A 24539-nucleotide genomic window follows, 5' to 3' on the forward strand; every position below is an offset into this window, starting at 1 on the left:
AAAAAGTTCAAAAAGCAAAATTTTGATTCCTAGTTAATACTCGTTACTTTTACCGTTTTAGAAATAATCACTATTATGGCAAAGAAGTTATATGTATCCAACTCTACGGAATCGTCGAGAATGTTCAAAAATGACTTTCTGGAATCGTTAACAAAAATACATTGGAGTGTGCCTTTGTTTTTTTGGATACCCGTTATTATTTATTTTATTTACAAGTCGTATGTGCCTGGTGGAATGACGGTAGGTTCCATTGTATTGTACTTCCTATTTGGGTTGGCTTTTTGGACGTTAGCCGAATATGTGCTCCATCGTTGGATCTTCCATTTCCATCCTACATCTGATTTCGGAAAGCGAATTGCTTTTATCTTTCATGGGGTGCATCATGATTATCCAAAGGATAGATTAAGATTGGTCATGCCATTATCGGCGAGTATTCCGATGGCGACGATTATTTATTTTATTTTCTATATTTTCTTTAGCGAATATGTGTTGGCCTCGTTTTTTGCAGGCTTCTTGTTGGGGTATCTGATTTATGATGAATGCCACTATGCGATGCATCATGCTAATTTTAAATCCGGTTTGTTCAAACGGATCAAAGACCACCATATGTTGCACCATTATTCGGATCCGGAGAAAGGATTTGGGGTTAGCTCCTCTATTTGGGACGTGATTTTTGGATCTGGATTTAAAAAGAAAGAAACTAAAAGTAAAGCATAAAAAAAGGAGGTCTGAACCTCCTTTTTTTATGCTTTATGGACTATTTACCAACGTATTAAGGCCGACCCCCAGGTGAAGCCTGCACCAAAAGCAGCGAGACAAACGAGATCTCCATCCTTAATTTTTCCTTGCTCCCATGCTTCGCAAAGTGCAATAGGCACAGAGGCAGCAGTCGTGTTCCCGTATTTTTGAATATTATTGAAAACCTGGTCATCGCTCAGGCCCAGTGTTTTTTGTACATATTGTGAAATCCGTAGATTCGCCTGATGCGGAATCAGCATATCGATATCACCGGTTTGCAAGTTGTTCTTTTGCAGCGCTTCAGCAATCACCTCCGGAAACTTAACCACAGCTTTCTTGAACACAGCTTGTCCATCCATATGTGCAGTAACAGAGCCGTCTTCCAACATCTCCGGTGTCATAAATATATCACCTAATTCTTTATCGGGCCAGTTCGGTTTATTTTCAAGCCATTTCCCAGCTGATGCTCCTGGATAATACATGGCAAGTTTTTCAGCGTCGGCGCCATCGGCATGTAGGTGTGTGCTTAATATCCCTTTTCCTTCTTCTGTGGTAGGTTGTACGACGACAGCTCCTGCACCATCTCCAAAGATAACGGATACGGAACGTCCACGGGTAGAGTAGTCCATGGCAAAAGATTGCTTTTCTGAACCGACCACCAAAATATTTTTATACATGCCTGTTTTGATAAACTGATCCGCAATGGAAAGTGCATAAACAAAACCAGAACACTGATTACGAATATCGAGTGCGCCAATCTCTTTCATACCCATTTCACGCTGTAGGAGCACGCCGCATCCTGGGAAATAGTAATCTGGAGATAGGGTGGCAAAAATAATAAAGTCGATTGCCTGCGCCGTAGTCTTTGCGCGTTCTATCGCTATCTTAGCCGCTTCCACGGCCATAGTCGTAGTTGTTTCTTCTAAACGATCAGCATAACGACGCTCTTTGATTCCCGTTCTTTCTTGGATCCATTCATCACTGGTATCCATGAAACGTGTTAGGTCGTTATTGGTGTACACATTTTTAGGAACGTAGTAACCCATTCCAGCAATCTTCGATTGAAACATATATATTTTTTTGATCCAGCGGTAAAATTACGTAATTTTTAAAAAATAACTACTTTTGTAGTATGAGCGTACAAACCGAAGAAGAGACTTTCACACTCGAAGAGATACTAGCGGTGGTTAAAACCTCGAATCGTTTGGTTCTATGGAACGACGAAACCAATACCTTTGACCACGTGATCCACTGCTTGATGAAACATCTACAATATTCAGAGCGACAGGCGGAGCAAATAGCGTGGAAAGTCCATAATGAAGGTAAATGTACCGTTTTAGAAGGCTCGTATACAGAGATGGAAATTTATCGTAAGATTCTAAAATCAGAAGGTTTGAGCGTTTCAGTTGAATAGTTTTCGACTCGTAATAATACGGTTACGATAGGTTAATAGCTAGTAATATTTTGTTTTTTTGCAGAAACGAATATTTGTAACATGCTGTTCCCTAAAAAACTTAAACTGCTTTTCTTTTTTCTAAGTGCTCCTTTTTTCCTTCTTGCCCAACAGGGTAAACTTCAGGCGCTGATTGTCGATGCGGAAACCAATGAACCTATTATTGGTGCTAGCGCTGCTCTGTTGAACCAACAGAGTAAAGCTTACGTGCAAGGTGCGCAAACGAATGTAGATGGTGTACTTCTTTTTAATGCAGTAGATTTTGGGACATATGCCATCCGCATAACGTATGTGGGTAAGCAAGATGTGCTGCAGGATAATATCAAAATTCAAGCTACTTCTGGAACAAATTTGGGCACGATTCGTCTGCGTGACGATGGAAACACATTACAAGAAATCAAAGTTGAAGGTCGAGCTGCTGAAATGAAGCTAGGCATCGATCGCAAAGTGTTTGATGTGTCGCAAAGTTTGGTTAGTGTGGGCGGTACGGCTTCAGATTTGTTGGCCAATGTGCCAACATTGCAGGTGGATATGGATGGATCGGTTTCGCTTCGCGGATCCAATGCCGTTAAAATATTGATTGACGGTAAAGAATCGGCCATGGCAGGCAGTGATATTAATTCGCTGTTGCAATCGCTCCCCGCCAATGCAATTGATAAAGTTGAAATTATAACGAATCCATCCTCTAAATACGATGCTGAAGGTCAGTCTGGTATTATCAATATTGTACTCAAAAAGAATATACGGACCGGCTTAAATGGAAGTGTGAATGCATCCGGTGGTTCATACAACAACTATATGGCCGGGGTAACGCTTAACTACCGCGATCGTAAATTCAATTACTTTGGGAGTTATAATTTTAATAGACGCAATAGCCCGGGTTCTGGTCTGCGTAATAACCGTTATCTGCATAACAATAGTGAGATTAACAACACAGAGGAGAGCTCGCGTAAAGGAATTAATAATACTTTCAAGCTTGGTGCTGATTATTTTATCGATGATAAAACGACCATTGGCGTATCGGGAAATCTGAGTATCCGTGATAATGATCGCAGTTCGAGTCTTTTTTACACGTACCGCAACCATCCTACCTTGAATGGAACGAGTACGCGTACTTCGACACAGGATGAGAGCGACTTAGGTTATGATTTGAATTTAGATTTTTCCAGAAAATTTAGACGAGAAGGATCAGAGTTAACGGCTAACTTTAGCTACGGACGTGATACGGAAGATGGGGTGAATGATTTTATACAAACCTATTCTTCGGGTATGCCGAACGATGGCCGTATCAATAATACGAGCGAAGATGGTAAGGTAATTAATATCCAGTTGGACTATATTTTGCCATTAGGTGAAGACAGTAAGTTTGAAGCCGGATACCGGACGATTATTCGTAAATCCTTCGATACGCAGTTTTCGGATACATTGAATGTCCAAGACAACAATTATTACCCAGACTATAGTATCAGTAATGATTTCGATATGACCAACACGGTGCATGCTTGGTACGCAAATTATCAGAATAAACTAACCAAACACCTCGGTTATCAAATCGGGATGCGTGCGGAGCAAGCTATTTTGAACACGAGCTACTTTACCAAAGATCCGAGTATCCCCGTGGGGCAGGAGGAAACGAAAGGTGGTTTAGACTATTTTAGATGGTATCCAAGTGCTTTTTTAACGTATGAGGTTGGCGCAAGTGGGGATAAGGTACAGCTGAGCTATACGCGCCGCGTGCAACGCCCACGTGGATGGCAGGTTAATCCTTTCCCGGACGTGTCCGATGAGATGAATCGTCGGGAAGGAAATCCTAACTTGATGCCAGAAGATATCCATTCCCTGGAACTGAGTTTCGCTAAATTCTACAGCAAGTGGAACTTCATCAGCACCTTGTACTATCGTCGAATGAATGATGTTATGCAGCCTTATATTTATAATGTGGATGATAACAGTGTAACCTATAGTAAGTGGGAGAACTTAACGAGCTCGAATGTGGCTGGTTTGGAGTTGATTTCAAAGGTGAATGTGACGAAATGGTGGGATGTCACGTGGAACGGTAATTTCTTCTATAATAAATTTGAAGGAAACAGCGATTATGATATCCAGGAACAAAAAGGCTTTAACTGGAACACGAACATCAATACAAATTTAAAGTTTACCAGCACTTGGTCTATGCAGGTACGTGGCGATTATTATGCGCCAAATATTAGACCGCAAGGGAAAACAACGTATATGACAGGGATCGATGTTGCGGTCAAGAAGGAGTTTATGAATAAGCGTGCTAGTTTAGCTTTGAATGTGCGCGATTTACTGGATACCCGCCGTTTTGGAGCGACAACGATTACTCCACAGATCAACTCCAGCTTTGAGCACCGTTGGATGAAGCGTATGTTTAATCTTTCGTTCTCATACCGTTTTGGAACGCAAGATAATAGCAGCAAGAAACGTCCGCAAAACGATAGTGGAATGGATGAAAATGGTGGTAATTTTTAAAAGATAAATTATTTATCTAGATTTAACAGATCAAACTAAACCCGTTTAAAAATATGAAAAATAAAATAGCTTACGGATTAAGCGCAGCGATGATGGTTGCCGTGCTCGCATGTAGCGCACAAGGGAAAGGCAGCTTTGTTCAACAGGCGCCAAATTATGAGCTGAACACCAGCTTGCCAAAAGCAGATATCAAGACTTTTAAGAAGAACAAGAGTGGTGCTTATGTGCTTTTTGATGGTTCATCCTTGAATGGATGGCGTGGATATAACAAGGATCATGTGCCGACGAAATGGTCGATTGAGGACGGTTCGTTGAAATTTTCGAAGAAGCCTGAAGGTGTTGAAAAGGCTGAGGGTGGAGATATTATATTTGCGCATGATTTCCAGAATTTCGAATTTGAGTTTGAATGGAAGATATCGCATGCCGGAAACTCAGGTGTATTCTTCTTGGCGAAAGAGGTGAAGGGACAACCGATCTATATTTCAAGCCCGGAGTACCAATTGTTGGATAATGATAATCACCCTGATGCGAAACAAGGGGTGGACGGTAATCGGAAATCAGGTTCACTGTATGATATGATACCCGCAAAACCACAAAATGGTAAGCCTGCAGGGGAATGGAATAAAGCGAAGATTGTAGTGAACAACGGTAAAGTAACGCACTATCAAAATGGAGCAAAAGTGGTAGAGTATACGCTTTGGACTCCTGAATGGACAGCCTTGTTGCAGAGTAGTAAATTTAGTCAGGCGAAATGGCCACTTGCTTTTGAGTTGTTGAACCATGTAGGAGGTAAGACTAAATCTGGTGTGGTTGGTTTCCAAGATCACGGTGACGATGTGTGGATCAAGAACGTTACAATGAAGGTATTGTAAGGCCTATAATATGGACATAAAATAGCGTGTAAGGGTTTGTTTCAAATCTTTACACGCTATTTTGTTTTGTGAGTTATTCTTCGCTATACGCGTACAACTATCGTACACAGTTTCTCGTTCATTTTTCTACAACTATACCGTCATCCCCAGCGAGGTAGGAGGCGGGATCTACAGACAATACTCCGGATACGAGTACTGCGCATCCGTTAGTTCACCTGTACAGGTAATAGATATCTCCTGTCGTCGATATGACGTTCAGGGGTGGACGCTCTTGTTTCGTTGGCGGGTTATTCTTCGCTATACGTGTACAACTATCGTACACAGTTTCTCGTTCATTTATTCTACAACTATATCGTCATCCCGAACGAGGTACGAGGAGGGATCTATAGACAATACTCCGGATACGAGTACTGCGCATCCGTTAGTTCACCTGTACAGTTGATAGATATCTCCTATCGTCGATATGACGTTCAAGGGTGGGCGCTCTTGTTTCGTTGGCGGCTTAATCGTTCTTGTTTGTTGCTTCGCTGGCGCGAGCCTGTGGCTCGTGTCCGATTAGGCAGGCTAAGACGAATGGTCAGGAGCCTGAAAATCTTAAAAAAACGATTGCAGCTCCTTTAAGTCGTGAATCATGTACTTGACGTCAGTCGGCTTTTCGGCTGCTATGGCATTAAAGAAAATAGCATCCATTCCGAAATTCTGTGCGCCACGAACATCCGCATCTAGGTTATCACCAATCATAATCGAGTGTCCCACCTCTGCAGCCCCATTTCGGAGGGCATAATCAAATATCTGGGGGTTGGGCTTATTGACTCCTACATTCTCTGAAATCACAATAGTTTTAAAATAAGGGGCAAGATTGCTATGTGCCAGTTTTTTCTCACACGCTTCTTTAAAGCCATTTGATATCAAATGCAAGGTGTACTTTTTTTGTAGATACTCCAAGGTCTCGTGGGCATGAGGAAACAAGTTTGTCTTCGTTGGACAAATTGCCAAATAGTCTTCCTCGAAATCGGTTGGAAACAAAGCTGGGTCTACCCCTAACTGCGAAAATGTATCGGCAAAGCGTGCACTGCGTAGGGTGGCCTTGTCTATCTTTCCGTGGTGGTATAAATCCCACAGACGATGGTTGTTGACAGTATATGTTTCAATAAATTCGGAGGAGTTCTGGCGATTGAAAAGCTTGTCAAAATCGTAACGATAGTAGAGCTCATGTAGCGTTTCTTCTGCGTTGCGGTCAAAGTCCCAAATGGTATGATCGAGGTCGAAGAAGATATCTTTTTTCTGAAAAAACATGTACAAAATTAGATAAAAAATATGTTCATTCTTCCTATTAGTGTCAAAATCTGTTTAGTATTTTCTTTCAGATGTACAAATAGTTACTTTTGTGTAAAATTGATATACTATACATGAAGAAAGCCTTAGTTCTCTTTTATTTTTTGGTTTTTTATGCGGTTATGCAATTGGGCTGGTGGGGTTATTTACTGGTGCAATATGAACCAGAACGTAAGGGCATGATTATCGGTGAGGGGATTTTCTTTTTATTGATCTTCTCATGGGGAGCGTTTAGACTGAAGAAACTCATTTCCAGAGAGCACAAACAGCAGCAGCAACAACAGAATTTCTTGTTAGCTGTCACACATGAGCTAAAATCACCTCTTGCTTCTGTGAAATTATATATCCAAACCATCCTGAAGCGAGAGCTCGACCGCGAGCAACAGAAGATGTTCCTTGGAAATTCGTTAAAGGATATTGAGCGTTTGGATGACTTGGTGGAGAATGTCTTATTGACAACCAAGTTGGAAAACCGTAGTTTCAATCTGCCAAAAGAAGAATTTAATCTGACGGAGGTGGTTGCAAATGTGGTTGATCGATTGCAAAAGAATGCGTGTAGTTCACAAATTATCAAGCCACAATTAGACGAGGAAATTGTGCTTCATGCCGATAAATTTGCGATTACCAATGTCGTGAATAATCTAATTGAGAATGCCATTAAATATTCGCCACCGTGCGCGAATGTCGTTGTGGTTTTGAAGCAGAAAGAAGACGGAAAAATTGTCTTTTCTGTAGCGGATCACGGGGAAGGCATTCCGGAAGAAGAAAAAAAGTTTATATTTAATAAGTTTTATCGGGTAGGAAGTGAAGCTACGCGTAAAACCAAAGGCACAGGTTTAGGGTTGTATATTGTGAAAACGGTACTACAGAAACATAATGCCACTATTAAAGTTAAAGATAACACTCCTTCGGGGAGTATTTTTGAAGTAACATTTGAAAATTATGCAAGCTAAACAACGTATACTTTTAGTTGAAGATGAAGAACATCTTTTAGAAGCCATCAAGTTAAACCTAGAGCTAGAAGGCTACCGGGTGACAACAGCTACGGATGGTAAAAAAGCATTGAAGATATTTAAAGAAGAGCGCTTTAACCTGATTATTCTAGATGTTATGATTCCTGAGATCGATGGATTTCAGGTGGCAGAGACTATCCGCTTGCAGAACACGGAGGTTCCGATTATGTTCTTAACGGCTAAAAACAGCAGTGAAGACCGTATCACGGGGTTGAAGAAAGGAGCCGATGATTATTTGGTTAAGCCTTTCAACTTGGAGGAGCTCATTCTACGGGTTGGCAATTTAATCCGTCGTGGATTAAAGCCAGATGATCTGAAAGAATTTAATTCGTACACGATTGGGGATAAGACGATTTATTTCAATTCGTTCGAGTTGCATCATGCGGATGGAACGATCACTTCATTGACGAAGAAAGAGACCATGTTGCTGAAGTTATTGATCGAGCGCAAGAACGAAGCCGTTTCGCGCGAACAGATTTTGGAAACCGTTTGGAACTACGATGTATATCCTTCTACCCGTACGATCGATAACTTTATCTTAACTTTCCGTAAGTACTTTGAACCCGACCAAAAACATCCTGTTTACTTTCACTCGATAAGAGGGGTGGGCTATAAGTTTACCGATACACCAACAGTATAGCGCGCGGATGAATACAAGAGTTAGAATGATTGTCATCGGTATTGCGGTGGCATTTCTTCTTTATGCGATTTACGCACAGCACTATAATATCGCTGTTTATATCGCTGGTGGGGTAGGTTATTTGGTGTGGAGCCATTTTCGTGAAGGGACTGTTTTTTTAGCTACACAAGCTTTTCATAAACAAGATTATGAGAAGACAAAAAACTTGTTGGCTGAGATTAAGAACCCCGATCAACTCCGTAAAGGCAGACGTGGTTACTACGAGTTCATGATGGGAAATATCGCTTTAAAAGAAGAAGATGTTGATAAAGCGGAGTATCATTTTCAGTTGGCTTCCCGCTTACCGTGGAAGCGAGACACGGAGAAGGCTTTTGTGCTGATCAATCTCGCTAATATCGCCTTGCGAAAGAAAAATTATGAGCGTGTTCCGGTTTACCTGGATTTAGTGAAGAAGTTGAAGCTGACCGAAAGGCAGCATAGTATTGTCGAGAAAATAGAAATAGAATTAAATAAACAAAGCTAAGTGAGTACAATTTTACAAAACGATTTATTTATCAGAGCTGCTTTAGCGCAGCAGACAGAAAGACCTCCCGTATGGATGATGCGTCAAGCAGGCCGTTTTATGCCGGAGTACTGGGAGATTAAAAACAAGTACAGTTTCTTGGAGATGTGCAAAACCCCTGAGATTGCTGCAGATGTAACGATGCTTCCAGTAGATCTTTTAGGTATCGATGCGGCTATCCTTTTCTCTGATATCTTGGTTACGGCGGAAGCGATGGGTGGAGATCTTTCTTTTGAGCAGGGGGTTGGTCCACGCTTTAGTAATCCGGTCAGAACATTGGCTGATGCAGAGCAATTGACGGTCGACTGTTTGGATAAATTACAGTACGTAGCGGACGCGATTAAAGTTATTCAGGAGCGCTTGGCAGGACGTATACCCTTGATTGGTTTCGCTGGTGCACCGTTTACTATTTTAAGCTATTTGGTTGAAGGAGCCTCTTCGAAGGATTTTAAATTGACGAAGTTGCTTCTAAACAATGAGCCTGAATTGGCTCACTTGATATTGCAGAAAATTGCAGATGTTACCATCGCATATTTAAATATGCAGATCGATGCAGGCGTAAATGCAATACAGTTATTTGATAGCTGGGCACTTGCGCTATCATGGAATGACTACCGTGATTTCTCGCATCATTACAACAAGTATATTTTAGCAAATATAAAACGTACAGTTCCTGTTATTTCTTTCTGTAAGGGATCTTCGGTTTTTGCACCGATGATGGTAGAAGCTAACCCGGATGTGATTTCGGTGGATTGGAATGCGGATCTGAAAAACATTAAACAGTCGTTACCACAAGGTATTGCGGTGCAAGGAAACTTAGATCCTTTCGTTCTGTATGCCGATAAGAAAGTCATTAAAACGAAAATTCATCAGCTGTTCGAAAGAATGCGTGGTGAGGAAGGTTTTATCTTCAACCTTGGGCACGGTATTATGCCGGATATTCCGTTCGATAACGTGAAGTATGCAGTAGAGGTGATTAAAGAGTTTAGATACTAAAAGAGTAATAGATAAGGGCAATGTAATTTGCCCTTATTGCTTATCCATATAAGATGCTTTATTTATACGCAAAATCGATACATATCATTTTCGTTGTCTGTTGGATGGCGGGTTTGTTCTATATGCCTCGATTGTTTATTTACCATACGGAAGCAAAGAACAAAAGTGCGGCGGAGTACAAGGTTTTGCACGCTCAGTTTGAAGTCATGGAGCGTAAATTGTGGTGGGTGATTACCACGCCGGCGATGTACATAACCATTGGGTCAGCACTGTTGATGCTGTATCTGGTTCCGGGGCTGCTGCAACAAGGATGGATGCATATTAAATTGGCTTTTGTTTTGGGGTTGGTCGTGTATCATTTCAAAACGCAGCAAATCATGTTTCGTCTGCGCAGCGGGCAATCTACATGGACTTCAAATCAATTGCGTCTATGGAATGAGGTCTCGACCTTGATTCTTTTTGCTATCGTGTTTTTAGTTATCTTTAGGTCGGCTATCGACTGGGTGTATGGGGTTGTAGGTTTAGTTGGGCTTGGCGTGGTACTGATGTTACTCATCAAGCTGTACAAGAAATATCGAAAGTCCAAGGGCGAACATGTAGACTAATTTTTATGCAAAGAGTAATACTATTTATTTTATTGAGCAGTGTAGCGATGATAAGTCGGGCACAAGATCACAAATGGGCTTTTGGCTTCTATGGGGATGTACAATTGGAATCTCCAGGCTATGCCGGTTCTTTTGGTGTACAAGGGAAGTATGATGTGACTAATCGGTCCGCGTTACAAGCTACGGTGAATGGCCGGAATGGTTATGTTGCGGTTGGAGCGGATTATCTCCTTTCGTTATTAGATAAAAAGAAGAGTAATTTTAATGTGTTCCTTGGGGCTGGGATTAGCCAAGATTTTTATCGTTATAATGAATTGCTGGTCGATCCGGAGTTGCCATATTCAGGAGAAAAACCAACTGTTTTTCCAGAAGAAAAGCAAAACTATACCGTTGCAAATGGACAGGTCGGAGTAAGTTATTATTTTCCTGCAATACAATTGTCCGTGTATACAGGGTACAAGGTGAAATATAATTTCAAATTTGAAGAGACTGATCCAAACTTTCTCATGTTTGGCGTGCGTTACCATTTATGGTAGTACATCAGAAGCTATAAAAAAAGGAGATTTTAATAATCTCCTTTTTTTATAGCTTCTTTTATTGATCTTTCAAAATACTGTGTCCCATACGATCACGTTTTGTTTTTAAGTAATCTTCATTGTATGGATTCGGTGTAATCTCAATAGGCACATTTTCTACCACTTCAAGACCATATCCGACAAGACCCGCTCTCTTCGTTGGGTTGTTAGACATTAAGCGCATTTTTGTAACGCCCATGTGTCTGAGGATCTGTGCACCAACACCATAGTCTCTTAGGTCTGCTTTAAATCCGAGCTGTAAGTTTGCATCCACTGTATCCAAACCTTGTTCTTGCAGTTTATAAGCATGTAGTTTGTTCAATAGACCAATGCCACGACCTTCTTGGTTCATGTAAACAATTACCCCTTTTCCTTCTTCTTGGATTTTCTCCATTGCTTTGTGTAATTGTGGTCCACAGTCGCAACGGCATGATCCAAAGATATCACCTGTGATACAAGAGCTGTGTACACGTACGAGGACCGGTTCATCTTCTTGCCATTCTCCTTTGTACAGTGCAAGGTGTTGTTCACCTGTGTTTTTCTGTGTGAATGCCTTCAGGTTAAAATCGCCCCATTGCGTTGGCATTTTTACGCTTTCCTCTTCGTCGATCAGTGAATCATGCTTTAAGCGGTATTCGATAAGATCTTCGATACTGATTATTTTTAGGTCAAAACGTTTCGCAACTTCCATTAGATCGGGTAGGCGCGCCATTTCTCCATCTTCTTTCAAGATTTCCACTAACACTCCGGCAGGTTCAAAGCCAGCAAGTCTAGCTAAATCTACCGTTGCTTCCGTATGTCCGGTACGACGCAAAACACCACCATCTTTGGCAATCAAAGGGAAGATGTGGCCTGGACGACCTAACTCTTCTGGTTTGATATTGGGATCAATAAGTGCTTTGATCGTTTTGGATCTATCGGAAGCTGAAATACCTGTTGTACATCCATAGCCTTGTAGGTCTACAGATACGGTGAAATTGGTTTCATAAACAGCCGTATTTTGACCGACCATCAACTCAAGGTTTAATTCTGTACAACGCTCTTGTGTGAGTGGTGCACATACTAGTCCACGACCGTGGGTTGCCATAAAGTTGATAATCTCGGGTGTCGCATTACGTGCTGCGGTAACAAAATCACCCTCATTTTCACGATCTTCATCATCGACAACGATGATGACTTTTCCTGCTTTTATATCTTCAATCGCTTCTTCGATCGTGTTTAGTTTTATTTCCATCTTCTAAAAAAATCTTTCTGTGTACAAAGGTAGGCTATCTACGTTGTTTTTATATAATAAGCTTGTCAAAAATGTGCTAACGACTTAACTAGGGAGCTTTTTGTTGAATTTTCCATTGATTGTTTTCCAAAACGCTTCTAACTTGAGCTTGTACTGCTCAATATCAAATAGGGACGAGTCCGTTGTGGATTTATACGTTAAGAATGCCGCAAGCGGGGAGAGCACAATAACGGCCATCCACATCCCCAATATGGGATCTAGACTTCCATCTTTAGCTGCCTTCTCGGCCATGGTAGAAATGATGTGATAAATCAAAAAGAAAATGATCGCCACCACAACAGGCAGTCCCAGTCCTCCTTTACGGATAATTGCTCCTAATGGGGCTCCAATCGCAAAAAGTAAAAGACAAGATACAGCTAATGTGAACTTACGATGAAACTCAATATTGTATCGGATTTCTTTGTCTGTATAGGCTTTATACTCCGGTTCTTTCATCTGGAAGATGCTATTAAGCTGTTGTACCTGTCCCAAGGCATTGCTGATCGCATTGCGCTGTTGATCTTTGGGTACATAATCGTGTAGAAAATCTTTAAATGGTTTTGTCTTTACGGGCCTTGTTGTACTATCGTGATAGTATGGCGCCATATAAGAGATGTAGTTTTTCGTTTCGGTAAACACGCCACGAGAAATGCTATCCATCTGCACGCGATTGGAATCGGTATATAGTTTCAGCTGTTTCAGGTTGAGCATGGAATGGTGTGCCTTGAAAAGATTTTCATCCGTTCTTTTCATCTGAAAGGCTTCCATATCAAATTTTTGCTCCGTTTCTTTAAAACGGAAACGGGTAAATTGTTGTCGCGGATCGTACCGTTTGGCATTTTTTACACGAGACTCTTCGTACCGCACCCCATCTTTTAGTTTGAGGATCATGTAATTATTGTCGGCCGAGTTGTGCATAAAACCTTCTTTGGCTAATAATACATTATTTGCCGCATTCCCAGATCGGTGATCGTAAATCATTAAATCATAGAGAATGGTTCCGTCTTTACTTTTCCCTTTTGCGCGGATGGAATATCCGGGGATGGTGTTATTAAAGATACCGGCTTTAATCAGGAAATCTGCTTTTTTGTTGCGCACATCCCAGAGGAGCGACCCCATTTTAAGGTTGACCACAGGCAGGATGTAATCGGAGAATAAAAAAGACCCTCCAGCAAACAAGGTTACTAACACAACCAATGGCATCATAGCTTTACGCAAGGAATATCCTGCGGCCTTAATCGCAACCAATTCGTAGCTCTCGCCCAAGTTTCCAAAGGTCATAATGGAGGAAAGAAGCATGGATAGTGGTAGTGCCATGGTCAACTGTACGGCACACTGGTAGGCGATCAGTTCGAGGAGTACGTACCACTCGAAGCCTTTACCGATCAGGTCATCAATGTATTTAAATAAAAAAAGCATTAACAGGACAAACATCACGATAAAGAAACATATCATGAATGGTTTTATGAAAGCCTGTAAAATTAATACGTGTATCTTTTTCATATAAATGCCTGAACTAGCAACGCATCTTAACTAAGATTGTGGTGCAAAGATACTTATTTTTCCCTAAGTGTTTATGGTCTGCAATAGAAAGAAGGGGGGATATTTTACAGGAAAGTGGGAATCATTATTCGAGGATAGTCCTTGTGGTTTGCTAGGACGGCGGTGGTAGGTTATTAGTAGACGAGAGGCACGATGGTGTGGTAATCTTAGCGGCATAGCGATCTTTAGGTAAGGATCTTTATGTCTTTAGATTAGCACCGTCGTGCCTCTTTGCAATAGTGTTTTTGCTATGCTGAAATTAGCGCTTAGGCGCCAATAACACTTTGTAAATAGCCAATAGAATTATCCCAGATTTTTTTTCTGTCTTCCAGATTATCTTGTTTTACATGATCTGTGATAACCAAAGCAACATCATTGGTCAGCTCGTCTTGTATAATTTCAATTTCGAAATAGTAAGGGTCATCGTCTATCCATTTAAAACGAACTAACTTGTTTTCCTTATTTGTAACCAATTTGGCTTTATTGACTTCATCTTCCCAGATAAACTCGTAGATACCTTCCTTAAAATTGACGTCATCGGCGAACCATTGCGATAGGGCATTAGGCTCCTGGATAAAGGGATACAAAATCCGTGGAGATGAGTTTATAATGTATTCTAAGTGTATTTGTACTTTTTCTTCCATATAGTTTGTTTTGGTTAACACATAAAACACACAGTCCTTGATATTTGTAATAATACAATTTTATTTTGTTAATCAAAATAGAATAGGAATAAATATTTTTTATGAAAATTATCGCCTTAAAAATGAGTTGATTGGGGTTTTGGAGATATTTTGTTGCAACGAAAAAATAATTTTTCCTTTGGATGTTCCATGTATTTGCTATATTTGCATCACGAAAAACGGCGGGGTAGCTCAGATGGTTAGAGCGCAGGATTCATAACCCTGAGGTCGGCAGTTCGATCCTGCTCCCCGCTACTGGATAAAGCTTCACTGAAAAGTGAGGCTTTTTTTGTGGTTTTAAAATCGATAAATTGGGTTTTACGGGTGTGAATTTTAAAATTGTTAGTACTTGAAAGTACAAATAAAACCGAATCTCAAATGAACAGAATTTGTTAGCGAGACATTAGCGAGACAAATTTTGATTTATGTATACGGACCTAATCATTCTTTTCAGTAAGGATTAAAAGACGAGATCTTATCTTTATTACTGCTTCAACGAAAAACGTTGTAAAGAGTACACTGGTAAGACCATCGGTGTACCAGTTTTCCCTAATTCTGCAAAATCTTTAAAAGAAAAAGAAGCTTTTTGACCAACTTTGTTTTGAGCTTTTAAGACGTTTGTAGGATAGTTCATCTAGAGCTAAGGTTTTTTCTACTTCCGGATTAATTTGTATAAGAAAGGTGTTAATGGTTGTTCAAAAGCGTTAAACCAATTATTGAACAATAACTACATCATACTGGAAGATGAATTTATGAATCAGTATAAGGAAGTAATCAACTTCGTCTTAAAGTATTTTGAGGAAAACACAGAAGATGCTAGTGCCGACTTAACAAGGCATTTTCCTATTATGTATGCTTACTTAGATAGGTCTCTTTCAAAGCATGAGATCATGATCGAGGATAACCTCGATAGTGAAAAGGCTTATAGTGTGAGGACTAGTATTTTTGTAAAAACTATTTCCTTACGACTTATCGAAATAGAAGTGAACTTGATCGACAAATCCATTTGCAATTTTAAAAAACAGCTCATGGATTAATCGAGTTCTTTGAAAGAGGGGCAGTCCTTGACTTAGGAAACAAGAGAGTTTTACAACCAATCATCAATACTCACTGGAAACTTATGAGGGTTTCTTTGAGTGTTGATGATTGAGTCTGTTTTCAAGCTGTATTTCTTTCTTACCAAATTACCTTTGATTAATATTTTTAATTTAAAAATTTAATGACCATATTGAACTAGCAATTTTTGCCATATTAGCTTGCCTATATTTTATTAATTTTGATGTCCAAGTTTCAGCATTGATATCAGCTGCTATCTTATACTTACTAGTTTTATATATTGCCAGTTTTTCAGGAAAAGCCTTATTTGATGCTTCTTTCGAATTTTTTTGAGCTTCAAGAAGAGTCATATTTCCTAGTAAAAAAATGTTCTTATGAAACTCTTCTTCACTAAATAGAACTTTATACGGTTCGGAATAGCTTTCAGGTAAAATATGTTCAATCGTCCCCTTGTCACTTTCAAAATCGTAATCTGCTCCACCATTTAATTGACTTTCGATTTTATATAAAATATACCTTAGAATTTTTTTGTCAATTGAGTTATTAGTGTTGAATTGTTTAACAGAGAAATAGTTTTTAAATTCATCATCATGCACATATAAGGATTTTATATCGTTTAAAATTGCAGTAATACTTTTACTATTACCATTTATCAATTTAATAGCAGCACGACTATATATCTTTTCCATTTCATTTGTTTGCATTTTAGATATAACATTATATCTAAAAGAAATAATTACTAAGGATTTAATCAATTTAAAAAAATCTGTTCTAGAAAGTTTTTCAAGACCAACCATCGCTAAAGGTTTCCATTGTAAAACTCTAAAAACTTTTAATAGCACAATAAAACCTTTTAACTCCTTGTCTTCAGACCATAATTCATCATCAGGGTTTCCAAGTGCCTTATAATTATGTGCGTAAAATTCTAATTTATCTAGTAATTCAAAAACATCTTCAGACGATTTTATAAAGGTTTTAATCTCTTTAAACAGGTAGTCCTTCGTAATTAATTTCCTTGTGCTAATTAAATAATATCTTAGAAAATTTGGAAAGTCTTTTAGCCCAATAATATCAATTATTCTTTTCCATTGTTCCTTAACTTGCTTTAGATCTGAATCACTTTTTGCGACTTGAGAGAATAAGAAATTCTTTAGCAAGTCTGTTGACGTTAGCTCAACACCTCTAGAATTTAAAGTCTCAAAAACAGTATAAGCATTTAACTCATCTTCTACAGTTATTTGAATGAATAGCATAAGTTCACCTACAACTGAATTAAGAAACAAAGCATAATCACTACCATTTTGATGGAACTTAGATGATAATTTTTCTAGAAAGAACTCATAGGATCCCCACAATAATTTTTCTGAATCTATAAGCTTTTTAGTATTGATAGGCTCTAAAAAACGGATCAGCCTACTTTGGAAAAAGGAATCATTGTTTTCGTTAAGGAATAATTTACTTGAATACGTTAAAGAACTTGGATTTTTTTCTCCAATGTATTGTCGCATTAAAATTTCTATTCTTTCGTTATTCTCAGCCACCTCAATACCCCTATCAACGAGATTTTTTATTGATTTAATTATGGCTAATGTTAAAATTGACAATGTTGTAAATCGTTGTTGCCCATCGATTATAGAATATTCCTTCGAGGTATTGCTTTGGAGAACGATTGAGCCCATATAGTGAGGTGTTTTGTTCTCCTCAGCAATTATAATATCGTTCCAAAGGTCTTCCCAATTATCTTGGGACCAAGAATAATCTCTTTGAAATTGTGGCACCCTATAAATTTTTCCACTACTTAATATCTCATTGAAATTAACTGTTTTTGTGTCTAGTAAGTTGTTATTTATCATTATTATTATCAGGTTATAAGGCATTCCGTTACGGAATTACCGCCATTAAGATACGGCAAACCAAACAATAAGTAAAAACGGTTTCCCGTATTTATTTATATATTTATTGACCTTCGCTGTTTGTCATATTTAATGCTTTGGTAATTCCTCCTCTTCACAAAAGCTCCTTTGTCTTTTTACTAGGTATTACACACCTGGTCAAAATTCAACTGCTTTTAGAGTTTGGCTCGCTTGGTAATCGCAAAGGCTCCGCTCTTGTCACTATTTTTGATGTGCCCAGGCACAAGTACATCTTTAAAAAATACTGGCAAGAAGCTTCGTCTATTTCATAGATATCGTTGAAATGTCCTAATGCACTTCTCTTCAAGGACCTTTGCTCACCTCGCAGTAGGCGAGCGAATGACAAGAAAAGCATATAGAGTGAGACTTGGAAAAAATGTTTATAGCCCTTGAAAATTTTGGTGAGTCAGAAGTGGTGAGTTCTGTTTGTTATATCTTGTATTTCGTACCTTGACCTTTTAAATTCTGTGTTCTTAGAACTTCGACAATCCTATTACCCTTGGCTTTAGGCCTACTTGTTTTATGAATGAAAGGACGGGTATGTTTAGCACACCATTCTAATTTGCTGTTACTGGTTTTATAAGTAGAAGGGGAGTTCCTTATTCAAGAATTCCCCTTCTACTTTTAGCTTTTGCAATTTATACCTTAAATATTTTTGATAAGCTCTTTAAGCAATACCACAGGTTTTGTGTTTTTAACAACCATTTGAAGATTCTTCTGCTCTTTCATATCATAATAGATAGAGCGTGTTGAAGATACAGTACTGATAAGATTACCATATTGATCTACAATGGGAGCACCGCTAGATCCAGCCGCATAATCTGCCGTAATATCTGTTTGAGGCAGTTTCTCTGTCTTCGATACAGGTGATAGGTAATTGCGTGCTACTTTTCCGGTGCTGAAATAGTTGATCATAGGTGCTGGGTTGCTCATTACAAAGACATTATCGCCCACCTGTGCCGTGTTCCCTAACGGAAGGGGAATTAATTTTTTCCCTTTTGTATCTATTTTAACGATGGCCAAATCTGCATCTTTAAATGCGGAAATAATTTCGCTGACCAAGAACACATCGCCATCATGGGTACGGATAGACATCGCTAGGTTTTTACCGTTTTTGCTTTCAATGAACCCTTCGATAACATGGTGATTCGTCGCTATAAGGCCGTCTTCACTGATGATATAGCCAGAGGCCGTATTCAGGTGCGTCCGGTGGCAGTTACCACAGTCGTAAGCCGTAGCAAACGCGACAAATGAAGGTTGGATCAAGGCTGCAATTTCGGCCGCGTCAAGTGCCTTTTTACGAAGCTTTACGGCCGACATATCAACTTTCTTGCCCTCTACTGCTACTAAGTCTACCGCAGCTTGTTCAATGGTTATAAACTTACTATTCTTTAGTAGTTCTTCTGTTTTTAGTTCGAAGCTTTGCGTGATTTCCTGCTGGTCACTAAAACCTTCCCATTTTTTCGTCGTCTGCGCGTATGACTTAACGGTACTCGCTAAACACAAAGCCACCAGAAGGATTGAAGCTAACTTGTTCTTTTTCATTATTTTGTTGGGTAAATATTTGTGATTTATTTTGGTTTGTTTTGCTGCCAAAGTTAAGTCTTTAAGAGAAAGCCTGTATCGCGTAACAATAATTTTAGATTCGAGTTTTTACTCATCAGGCTTTCTAGATATTTTTCTCGTAGTCTTTTTGATAATATTGTTCTCTCTTACGGGTTCCCGTAAATCATATTAAATCTTCCATTGTATTTTTGTATTGAAGAAAGCGTTACGAATGGGTAGTAACATTTTCCTCAACCCCCAACCCCGATTCTATAATAGTAGTCGGGGTTTCTTGTGGTTATAGTTTTCGCTTTATTAGTGCAACAATTTGTGCTATTCTACTCGCCTTACGGTTTCCCGTTTTTTTTGCGGTGCTTTTGTAACTATTTTCGTTGGCTTAACCTTTTAATGCTTTTTAATGAAAAGAATAATTGGGCTGATAAAACTACATAACCAAGCTATATGCAGCGCTATCATATCAGGTATGCATAAGAATTTTGTTCGATAAATTACTATAAACTAAGCAATAGAAAATAGAGACAATTCCTCGTCTCTATGAGAGAGAACCGCCTTAAAGGGCGGTTTTTTTATGAACACTCATTTCCACTAAAAAATATGTTTAACCTTGGTAAATCATATGGACAGCAGCCTAATAAGTAATATTGGTTGTGAAAACCGTAATACGTATACCAAAAACCTAAAGATTGGTAGAGACCTTTGTATATATTAAATCAAAGGTAAGTGCATGATACAAAAAATAAAGTCCGTATTGCTTGTGCTCACTGTCGTTCTTGCAACGACGGCTGAAGCGCAAACAGAGCAACAAAAAAGTCTGGATCTCCGACAGGAATCGATTATAAGAATTGCCTGCCTAACCGCCCAAGGCAACCTGACCGTCTTAGCGCGCGAACTGGAGAAAGGGCTTGAAGCCGGACTCACGGTGAACGAGATCAAAGAAGTACTCATTCATGTTTATGCGTATGCCGGCTTTCCGCGTAGCCTTCGCGGGCTACAGACGTTTATCACGGTTTTGGATGATCGGAAAGAAAAGGGTGTAACGGATGTGATAGGAGCCGAAGCATCTGAAATTAAAGATGAAAGAACAAAGTATGCACGCGGAAAAGCCGTGTTAGAAACATTGAGCGGGGTCCCGGAAAAAGAACCTAAAACCGGGTATGCTGCGTTTGCACCTACCATTGAAGTGTTTTTGAAGGAGCATCTTTTTGCGGATATATTTGAACGGGATGTACTGACATATCAGGAAAGAGAATTAGTGACCATATCAATCCTTACTGGGATTGGTGGTGTAGAGCCCATGCTGCGGTCTCATTTAAATTTGAGCTTAAACGTCGGGCTAACTCCCGCGCAGTTACAACAGTTTGTTGAAGTTATTAAAACCGCAATAGGTAAGAACGAAGCAAAGATTGCTCACGTTGTATTGGAAGAAGTGTTAGCAAGCAGAAATAATAAATAAAGTATTTTAGAAATGAAGAAAATATCGTTAGTAGTCGCGTTTGCTATGTCTATGGCAGAAACGGCTGTCGTCAGTGCCCAGTCGAGGACAACAACGCAGGAGAAAAATCCGTATACTTTGGTTTATGATGGCGCCATTACGGGGAATGAACCAGGAAAAGTGCATATCCATCCGGTCACTTATAGGCTGAATGGTATCGACATCGCTGCCAATGTGTATACACCCGCTAATTATGATGAAACAAAGAGTTACCCGGCAGTCGTTGTGGCTCATCCGAATGGGGGAATTAAAGAGCAGACTGCGGGGCTATATGCACAACGTTTAGCCGCGTCGGGTTACGTTACAATTGCTGCCGATGCGGCGTATCAAGGCGCAAGTGGTGGTGAGCCGCGGCATACGGACAATCCAGCCTTTCGTACCGAAGATATTCGAGGTATGGTCGATTATATCAGTAGATATACCGGTGTCGATGTTCACCGTATCGGTGCTTTGGGCATCTGTGGTGGTGGTGGCTATACGCTGAAAGCTGCGCAGTCTGATAAAAGGATTAAAGCCGTAGCAACGTTGAGCATGTTTAACTCCGGAGAAGTTCGTCGTAATGGTTTTCAAAATTCACAGATAGGCACGATTCAAGAACGTCTAAAACTCGCTTCGGATGCTCGAGAACAGGAACTTGTCCATGGGGAAATTATATACTCAGGAGTGGCCCGTGTAACGGATGAAGAGATCGCCAACACGCCGACTGATTTGTATCGTGAAGGATTTATCTATTATTACAGAACGCATGCACACCCCAATTCGACCTTCCTGTATACCACAAAGAGCTTATTGGATTTGATGACGTGGGACGCGACAGACCAGATTGAATTAATTGATCAACCCTTGCTTATGATAGCGGGGGAGAAGGCGGATACAAAGTATATGACCGATGAAGCTTTTCCAAAAGCTGTTAATGCAAAGAACAAGGAGCTCTTCGTGATCCCCGGCGCCACGCATATAGAAACATATTGGAAGATGGAATATGTATCAAAGGCTGTAAATAAATTAGAAAGTTTTTTTAAGCAAAATCTCAAGTAAAAAGCCAAGCAGTCAAGCTACGACTTAGCGGTACCCTCACAATATCTTTTGAGTCGGAGGAGAAACATCGCCCAATTGTAATTGCACCACTGATAAAACTCTGTGACTTCCCGCCACCCGGCATGTTTCAGAATAACAGTGGTGCGATTATTTTTTTCGGAAAGCTCAAAAGATATGGTGGTTCCCACCCATTCCTTATCGGATTCTATACACGACCAAATAATTTTCTTGTCTTGTTCCAAAGCAATGATTTTCATTTTCGTGATATAACCTTCATCGAAGTCAAATTCATTCATGAAGCCAACTTCAGGTTTTACAGTCAATTTATCGGTCCATACGGCGCCCAATCCAGCTTCCTCGGTAAGGGTACTATATACCATGCCGACAGCAGCTTTTATATAATTAACCAGTTCAATATTTGCCATGTCTTTTTTTCTATGCTCAAATATAATGGATACGGGGAAAGGAGAACTTGTCATTTGACAAGTTTTGGTACGGGATAAAGAATGCGGGGGCATAACCAATATATTTATTTATCGAGTATCAATCGAAATAAGGTTTAATCTTGAACGCTTTGATTATTAGAAACCTATTTTTTGATGCGATTGTTGTTTAATCCCACTATAAAGCGTATACAATGGGTAATATTGTATTTGTCTTGTTTTTGAATATAATCTATATTTGAAGCGCGATAGTAGATAATGTAATATTTTAGCTACGGAGAAAAGCATGTAATACAGATGTTCAAACGGGATAGTTTTAGTAGCGAAATGGAGGATAAGGAGCAATTACTATTGCTGCGGAAAGGAAACTATGCCGCATTTGATACACTGTATAGAACCTATAGCGCTCGTGTCCTTGGGCGGTTGATTCGTTTGCTTGGAAGCGAGGAGGTTGCAGAAGAACTTTTACAGGAGCTTTTTTTTCGAGTCTGGGAGAAAAGGTCACAGATTGATGCGAATCAGTCTTTTAAAGGATATTTGTTTACTATCGCTAGGAATTTAGCGTACGATTATTTTAGAAAGCAAAGTGTTAGTGAACATCACCGGCAGGAGTTTATCAAGAGTTACTCAGAGCTCTATGAACATGTCGAAGAAGATGTCGTTTTCAAGCAGACCCAAGAACGTTTGATGCAGTCTATCTATCAACTACCCCCTCAATGCCAACAAGTATATATCCTTTTTAAAATTGAAGGTAAAAGCTATTTGGAAATCAGTGCTTTGATGGGGATTAGCAAATCTACCATTAACAATCATCTGACGAAAGCCAATAGTATATTGAAAAAAGAATTTCCTTTCCTATGCCATTGGGTTGCCATTTCATTGGCCCTATTATGGCGCGATTACTAAAACATTAAATTTTTTTTAATTTTTTGTTAGGTACTTTTTGTCTAGGATTCGTAGTAACTATTAAAGGACCTAATCACTTGAAATCAGAAGTAAATCTTAAAGAGTTATTCTCCAGGTACGTAGCGGGCAAAGCCTCCGCTGATGAGCTTTCCTATTTGTTGGATTTATTCCAACAAGAAGAAGACTCTGTTTTATTGCGCGCGCTGATTTTGGAAGAATTGGAAAATGAAGAACAGCTATCATTAACAACACACCAGCATGCGATTTTAGATCGGGTATCGGTTGTGTTACACCAAAATATCCACCGCCGCAAAGCGTTGATGAGGAAACTGTATATCGGTTGGAGTGCCGCTGCGGTCTTGCTCATGACAGGACTTTGGATAGGCTATAAGTGGATGAGTAGCGGTACATCGATCTTGAGCTCGACCGAAGAAGTAGCCATTGTTCCAGGAGCGGACAAAGCCACCTTGGTTTTAGAAGATGGTCGTGTTATTGTGCTCGACAGTAACACCAATATAGAAGGAAAAGAAAAATTCGTTTTTGCAGATTCCGGCGGGATGATGACCTTTAGTAGTGCGTGTTTGCCCGCTCCGGAAAAAGGACAAAGTCGAACCGTACAAACCCCGAAGGGCGGACAGTTTGCCATCTTGCTGGTGGATGGTAGCAAGGTATGGCTGAATGCGGAGTCTTCTATTACCTTTCCGACACAATTTGACCAAAGCAACCGATCCGTAGAAATCACGGGTGAGGTTTATTTTGAGGTGGCTAAAGATCAGTCCAAACCTTTTTTGGTGCACACACGACAGCAGACGATCCAGGTGTTGGGAACACATTTTAACGTCAATGCGTACCGGGAACGTAAGGTGGTGCAAACGAGTTTGTTGGAAGGTAGCGTTGCCGTTCTTGCGGGAGGAAAGAAAGTACGCTTGTATCCGGGACAGATGTCTTTGTGGAATCAAGATGGTGGTGGATTAAATGTAGAAACAATTCCAGATATGGAAAATCTACTGGCTTGGAAAGACGGGATGTTCTATTTTGATAACAGTAATATCAAAGAAATTATGCTCGTGCTTGCACGGTGGTATAATGTGGAGTTTGTGTTTGAAGAGGGGGACTATAGCAATTGTGTTTTCGACGGTATGATTTCAAAAAAAGAAAGCATAAACCAAGTCTTAAAAATCTTAGGCGCCTCCCAGCAATTGAGCTTTGAAATAATGGGAAATAAAATAGTGGTTTCACAGCCCCCATCGTAATAGAAAACTAGCAACAAAAAATATAATTAACCTAAAATGAAAAACTGCCTATGTGAAGACATGTTTACTAAAATTAAAGTGCTCTTGTAAGG

24 protein-coding genes and 1 tRNA gene are annotated in these 24539 nt (G+C 39.7%); 16 read left to right on the plus strand and 9 right to left on the minus strand.

All coding sequences use genetic code 11. The features are described from left to right. Window positions 1-75: 75 nt before the first annotated feature. Window positions 76-717, plus strand: coding sequence for a sterol desaturase family protein (locus E2P86_RS04035; RefSeq protein ID WP_234991308.1), 642 nt, complete (start codon window positions 76-78; stop codon window positions 715-717). A gap of 44 nt (window positions 718-761) precedes the next feature. Here E2P86_RS04035 and E2P86_RS04040 read toward each other — a convergent pair whose 3' ends face one another. Beyond that, complete coding sequence (locus tag E2P86_RS04040; RefSeq protein WP_206367989.1) at window positions 762-1808, minus strand: 3-oxoacyl-ACP synthase III family protein; 1047 nt, start codon at window positions 1806-1808, stop codon at window positions 762-764. Between the two features lie 62 nt (window positions 1809-1870). Here E2P86_RS04040 and E2P86_RS04045 point away from each other — a divergent pair, with 62 nt between their 5' ends. From E2P86_RS04045 to E2P86_RS04055, 3 genes are all read left to right on the plus strand, one after another. Then, complete coding sequence (locus E2P86_RS04045; protein ID WP_085474529.1) at window positions 1871-2152, plus strand: ATP-dependent Clp protease adaptor ClpS; 282 nt, start codon at window positions 1871-1873, stop codon at window positions 2150-2152. Window positions 2153-2233: 81 nt separating this feature from the next. After that, window positions 2234-4684 (plus strand): outer membrane beta-barrel family protein, encoded by a 2451-nt coding sequence (locus E2P86_RS04050; protein ID WP_134430954.1) that lies wholly within the window; start codon window positions 2234-2236, stop codon window positions 4682-4684. A 53-nt stretch (window positions 4685-4737) separates the two neighbouring features. Continuing rightward, window positions 4738-5556, plus strand: a complete 819-nt coding sequence (locus E2P86_RS04055) for a 3-keto-disaccharide hydrolase (RefSeq protein WP_134430957.1) — start codon at window positions 4738-4740, stop codon at window positions 5554-5556. A gap of 594 nt (window positions 5557-6150) precedes the next feature. Here the strand turns inward: E2P86_RS04055 and E2P86_RS04060 are convergent. After that, window positions 6151-6852, minus strand: a complete 702-nt coding sequence (locus E2P86_RS04060) for a YjjG family noncanonical pyrimidine nucleotidase (protein WP_085474526.1) — start codon at window positions 6850-6852, stop codon at window positions 6151-6153. 113 nt (window positions 6853-6965) lie between these two features. Between E2P86_RS04060 and E2P86_RS04065 the strand changes: the two genes are divergently transcribed. From E2P86_RS04065 to E2P86_RS04090, 6 genes are read left to right on the plus strand one after another with little or no spacing between them, the layout of a single operon-like run. Continuing rightward, window positions 6966-7844: a sensor histidine kinase gene (locus E2P86_RS04065; RefSeq protein ID WP_085474525.1), complete on the plus strand. Its 879-nt coding sequence runs from the start codon at window positions 6966-6968 to the stop codon at window positions 7842-7844. Then, window positions 7834-8544: a response regulator transcription factor gene (locus tag E2P86_RS04070; protein ID WP_085474524.1), complete on the plus strand. Its 711-nt coding sequence runs from the start codon at window positions 7834-7836 to the stop codon at window positions 8542-8544. The genes E2P86_RS04065 and E2P86_RS04070 overlap by 11 nt, the downstream gene beginning before the upstream one ends. A 7-nt stretch (window positions 8545-8551) precedes the next feature. Then, window positions 8552-9067, plus strand: coding sequence for a hypothetical protein (locus E2P86_RS04075; protein ID WP_085474523.1), 516 nt, complete (start codon window positions 8552-8554; stop codon window positions 9065-9067). Next, on the plus strand, window positions 9068-10102 hold the full coding sequence (gene hemE / locus E2P86_RS04080; RefSeq protein ID WP_085474522.1) for a uroporphyrinogen decarboxylase: 1035 nt from the start codon (window positions 9068-9070) through the stop codon (window positions 10100-10102). 53 nt (window positions 10103-10155) lie between these two features. After that, window positions 10156-10707 (plus strand): protoporphyrinogen oxidase HemJ, encoded by a 552-nt coding sequence (gene hemJ, locus E2P86_RS04085; protein WP_085474521.1) that lies wholly within the window; start codon window positions 10156-10158, stop codon window positions 10705-10707. 5 nt (window positions 10708-10712) lie between these two features. Continuing rightward, the gene (locus E2P86_RS04090; RefSeq protein ID WP_134430960.1) at window positions 10713-11243 is read left to right on the plus strand and encodes a hypothetical protein; all 531 of its coding nucleotides are present in this window, start codon (window positions 10713-10715) and stop codon (window positions 11241-11243) included. Window positions 11244-11301: 58 nt separating this feature from the next. Here the strand turns inward: E2P86_RS04090 and E2P86_RS04095 are convergent, their stop codons facing one another. From E2P86_RS04095 to E2P86_RS04105, 3 genes are all read right to left on the minus strand, one after another. Beyond that, on the minus strand, window positions 11302-12516 hold the full coding sequence (locus E2P86_RS04095) for a bifunctional 3,4-dihydroxy-2-butanone-4-phosphate synthase/GTP cyclohydrolase II (RefSeq protein ID WP_085474519.1): 1215 nt from the start codon (window positions 12514-12516) through the stop codon (window positions 11302-11304). An 84-nt stretch (window positions 12517-12600) separates the two neighbouring features. After that, window positions 12601-14058 (minus strand): LptF/LptG family permease, encoded by a 1458-nt coding sequence (locus tag E2P86_RS04100; RefSeq protein ID WP_085474518.1) that lies wholly within the window; start codon window positions 14056-14058, stop codon window positions 12601-12603. Window positions 14059-14363: 305 nt separating this feature from the next. Beyond that, on the minus strand, window positions 14364-14741 hold the full coding sequence (locus E2P86_RS04105; RefSeq protein ID WP_085474517.1) for an START-like domain-containing protein: 378 nt from the start codon (window positions 14739-14741) through the stop codon (window positions 14364-14366). A 220-nt stretch (window positions 14742-14961) separates the two neighbouring features. Here E2P86_RS04105 and E2P86_RS04110 point away from each other — a divergent pair. After that, window positions 14962-15035: transfer RNA gene (locus E2P86_RS04110), tRNA-Met, on the plus strand. A 229-nt stretch (window positions 15036-15264) separates the two neighbouring features. Here the strand turns inward: E2P86_RS04110 and E2P86_RS18105 are convergent. After that, a complete protein-coding gene (locus tag E2P86_RS18105) occupies window positions 15265-15414 on the minus strand; it encodes a hypothetical protein (RefSeq protein ID WP_166785137.1) in 150 nt (49 codons plus the stop codon). 82 nt (window positions 15415-15496) lie between these two features. Here E2P86_RS18105 and E2P86_RS04115 point away from each other — a divergent pair, with 82 nt between their 5' ends. Further along, on the plus strand, window positions 15497-15817 hold the full coding sequence (locus E2P86_RS04115; protein WP_134430963.1) for a hypothetical protein: 321 nt from the start codon (window positions 15497-15499) through the stop codon (window positions 15815-15817). A gap of 171 nt (window positions 15818-15988) precedes the next feature. Here E2P86_RS04115 and E2P86_RS04120 read toward each other — a convergent pair whose 3' ends face one another. Together E2P86_RS04120 and E2P86_RS04125 are read right to left on the minus strand one after the other, a co-directional pair. Next, complete coding sequence (locus E2P86_RS04120; protein ID WP_166785138.1) at window positions 15989-17689, minus strand: DUF262 domain-containing protein; 1701 nt, start codon at window positions 17687-17689, stop codon at window positions 15989-15991. A gap of 705 nt (window positions 17690-18394) precedes the next feature. Beyond that, on the minus strand, window positions 18395-19294 hold the full coding sequence (locus tag E2P86_RS04125) for a S1 family peptidase (RefSeq protein ID WP_134430969.1): 900 nt from the start codon (window positions 19292-19294) through the stop codon (window positions 18395-18397). A gap of 745 nt (window positions 19295-20039) precedes the next feature. Between E2P86_RS04125 and E2P86_RS04130 the strand changes: the two genes are divergently transcribed. Together E2P86_RS04130 and E2P86_RS04135 are read left to right on the plus strand one after the other, a co-directional pair. Next, complete coding sequence (locus E2P86_RS04130) at window positions 20040-20768, plus strand: carboxymuconolactone decarboxylase family protein (RefSeq protein WP_134430972.1); 729 nt, start codon at window positions 20040-20042, stop codon at window positions 20766-20768. A gap of 12 nt (window positions 20769-20780) precedes the next feature. Next, a complete protein-coding gene (locus E2P86_RS04135) occupies window positions 20781-21845 on the plus strand; it encodes an alpha/beta hydrolase (RefSeq protein WP_134430976.1) in 1065 nt (354 codons plus the stop codon). A gap of 17 nt (window positions 21846-21862) precedes the next feature. On the opposite strand, the gene E2P86_RS04140 is transcribed toward E2P86_RS04135, so the two are convergent. Next, on the minus strand, window positions 21863-22270 hold the full coding sequence (locus E2P86_RS04140; protein ID WP_134430979.1) for an SRPBCC family protein: 408 nt from the start codon (window positions 22268-22270) through the stop codon (window positions 21863-21865). A gap of 315 nt (window positions 22271-22585) precedes the next feature. Between E2P86_RS04140 and E2P86_RS04145 the strand changes: the two genes are divergently transcribed. Together E2P86_RS04145 and E2P86_RS04150 are read left to right on the plus strand one after the other, a co-directional pair. After that, entirely contained in the window at window positions 22586-23194 is a 609-nt protein-coding gene (locus E2P86_RS04145) for an RNA polymerase sigma factor (protein WP_085474514.1), read from the plus strand. A 77-nt stretch (window positions 23195-23271) separates the two neighbouring features. Continuing rightward, window positions 23272-24447 carry a FecR family protein gene (locus E2P86_RS04150; protein ID WP_134430981.1) on the plus strand — a complete coding sequence of 392 codons (1176 nt, stop codon included), beginning with the start codon at window positions 23272-23274 and terminating at the stop codon, window positions 24445-24447. Window positions 24448-24539 lie beyond the last annotated feature (92 nt).

This window comes from Sphingobacterium psychroaquaticum (assembly GCF_004421025.1).
GTDB lineage: Bacteria > Bacteroidota > Bacteroidia > Sphingobacteriales > Sphingobacteriaceae > Sphingobacterium > Sphingobacterium psychroaquaticum.

What these genes read in the sequence shown, in the direction of transcription:
- E2P86_RS04135 (WP_134430976.1), top strand. Translation starts at nt 20,781, where the DNA reads ATGAAGAAAATATCGTTAGTAGTCGCGTTTGCTATGTCTATGGCAGAA.
- hemJ (WP_085474521.1), top strand. Translation starts at nt 10,156, where the DNA reads ATGCTTTATTTATACGCAAAATCGATACATATCATTTTCGTTGTCTGT.
- E2P86_RS04090 (WP_134430960.1), top strand. Translation starts at nt 10,713, where the DNA reads ATGCAAAGAGTAATACTATTTATTTTATTGAGCAGTGTAGCGATGATA.
- E2P86_RS04095 (WP_085474519.1), bottom strand. Translation starts at nt 12,516, where the DNA reads ATGGAAATAAAACTAAACACGATCGAAGAAGCGATTGAAGATATAAAA.
- E2P86_RS04045 (WP_085474529.1), top strand. Translation starts at nt 1,871, where the DNA reads ATGAGCGTACAAACCGAAGAAGAGACTTTCACACTCGAAGAGATACTA.
- E2P86_RS04075 (WP_085474523.1), top strand. Translation starts at nt 8,552, where the DNA reads ATGAATACAAGAGTTAGAATGATTGTCATCGGTATTGCGGTGGCATTT.
- E2P86_RS04120 (WP_166785138.1), bottom strand. Translation starts at nt 17,689, where the DNA reads ATGATAAATAACAACTTACTAGACACAAAAACAGTTAATTTCAATGAG.
- E2P86_RS04035 (WP_234991308.1), top strand. Translation starts at nt 76, where the DNA reads ATGGCAAAGAAGTTATATGTATCCAACTCTACGGAATCGTCGAGAATG.
- E2P86_RS04145 (WP_085474514.1), top strand. Translation starts at nt 22,586, where the DNA reads ATGTTCAAACGGGATAGTTTTAGTAGCGAAATGGAGGATAAGGAGCAA.
- E2P86_RS04100 (WP_085474518.1), bottom strand. Translation starts at nt 14,058, where the DNA reads ATGAAAAAGATACACGTATTAATTTTACAGGCTTTCATAAAACCATTC.
- E2P86_RS18105 (WP_166785137.1), bottom strand. Translation starts at nt 15,414, where the DNA reads ATGAACTATCCTACAAACGTCTTAAAAGCTCAAAACAAAGTTGGTCAA.
- E2P86_RS04060 (WP_085474526.1), bottom strand. Translation starts at nt 6,852, where the DNA reads ATGTTTTTTCAGAAAAAAGATATCTTCTTCGACCTCGATCATACCATT.
- E2P86_RS04070 (WP_085474524.1), top strand. Translation starts at nt 7,834, where the DNA reads ATGCAAGCTAAACAACGTATACTTTTAGTTGAAGATGAAGAACATCTT.
- E2P86_RS04055 (WP_134430957.1), top strand. Translation starts at nt 4,738, where the DNA reads ATGAAAAATAAAATAGCTTACGGATTAAGCGCAGCGATGATGGTTGCC.
- E2P86_RS04130 (WP_134430972.1), top strand. Translation starts at nt 20,040, where the DNA reads ATGATACAAAAAATAAAGTCCGTATTGCTTGTGCTCACTGTCGTTCTT.
- E2P86_RS04105 (WP_085474517.1), bottom strand. Translation starts at nt 14,741, where the DNA reads ATGGAAGAAAAAGTACAAATACACTTAGAATACATTATAAACTCATCT.
- E2P86_RS04140 (WP_134430979.1), bottom strand. Translation starts at nt 22,270, where the DNA reads ATGGCAAATATTGAACTGGTTAATTATATAAAAGCTGCTGTCGGCATG.
- E2P86_RS04050 (WP_134430954.1), top strand. Translation starts at nt 2,234, where the DNA reads ATGCTGTTCCCTAAAAAACTTAAACTGCTTTTCTTTTTTCTAAGTGCT.
- E2P86_RS04125 (WP_134430969.1), bottom strand. Translation starts at nt 19,294, where the DNA reads ATGAAAAAGAACAAGTTAGCTTCAATCCTTCTGGTGGCTTTGTGTTTA.
- E2P86_RS04040 (WP_206367989.1), bottom strand. Translation starts at nt 1,808, where the DNA reads ATGTTTCAATCGAAGATTGCTGGAATGGGTTACTACGTTCCTAAAAAT.
- E2P86_RS04065 (WP_085474525.1), top strand. Translation starts at nt 6,966, where the DNA reads ATGAAGAAAGCCTTAGTTCTCTTTTATTTTTTGGTTTTTTATGCGGTT.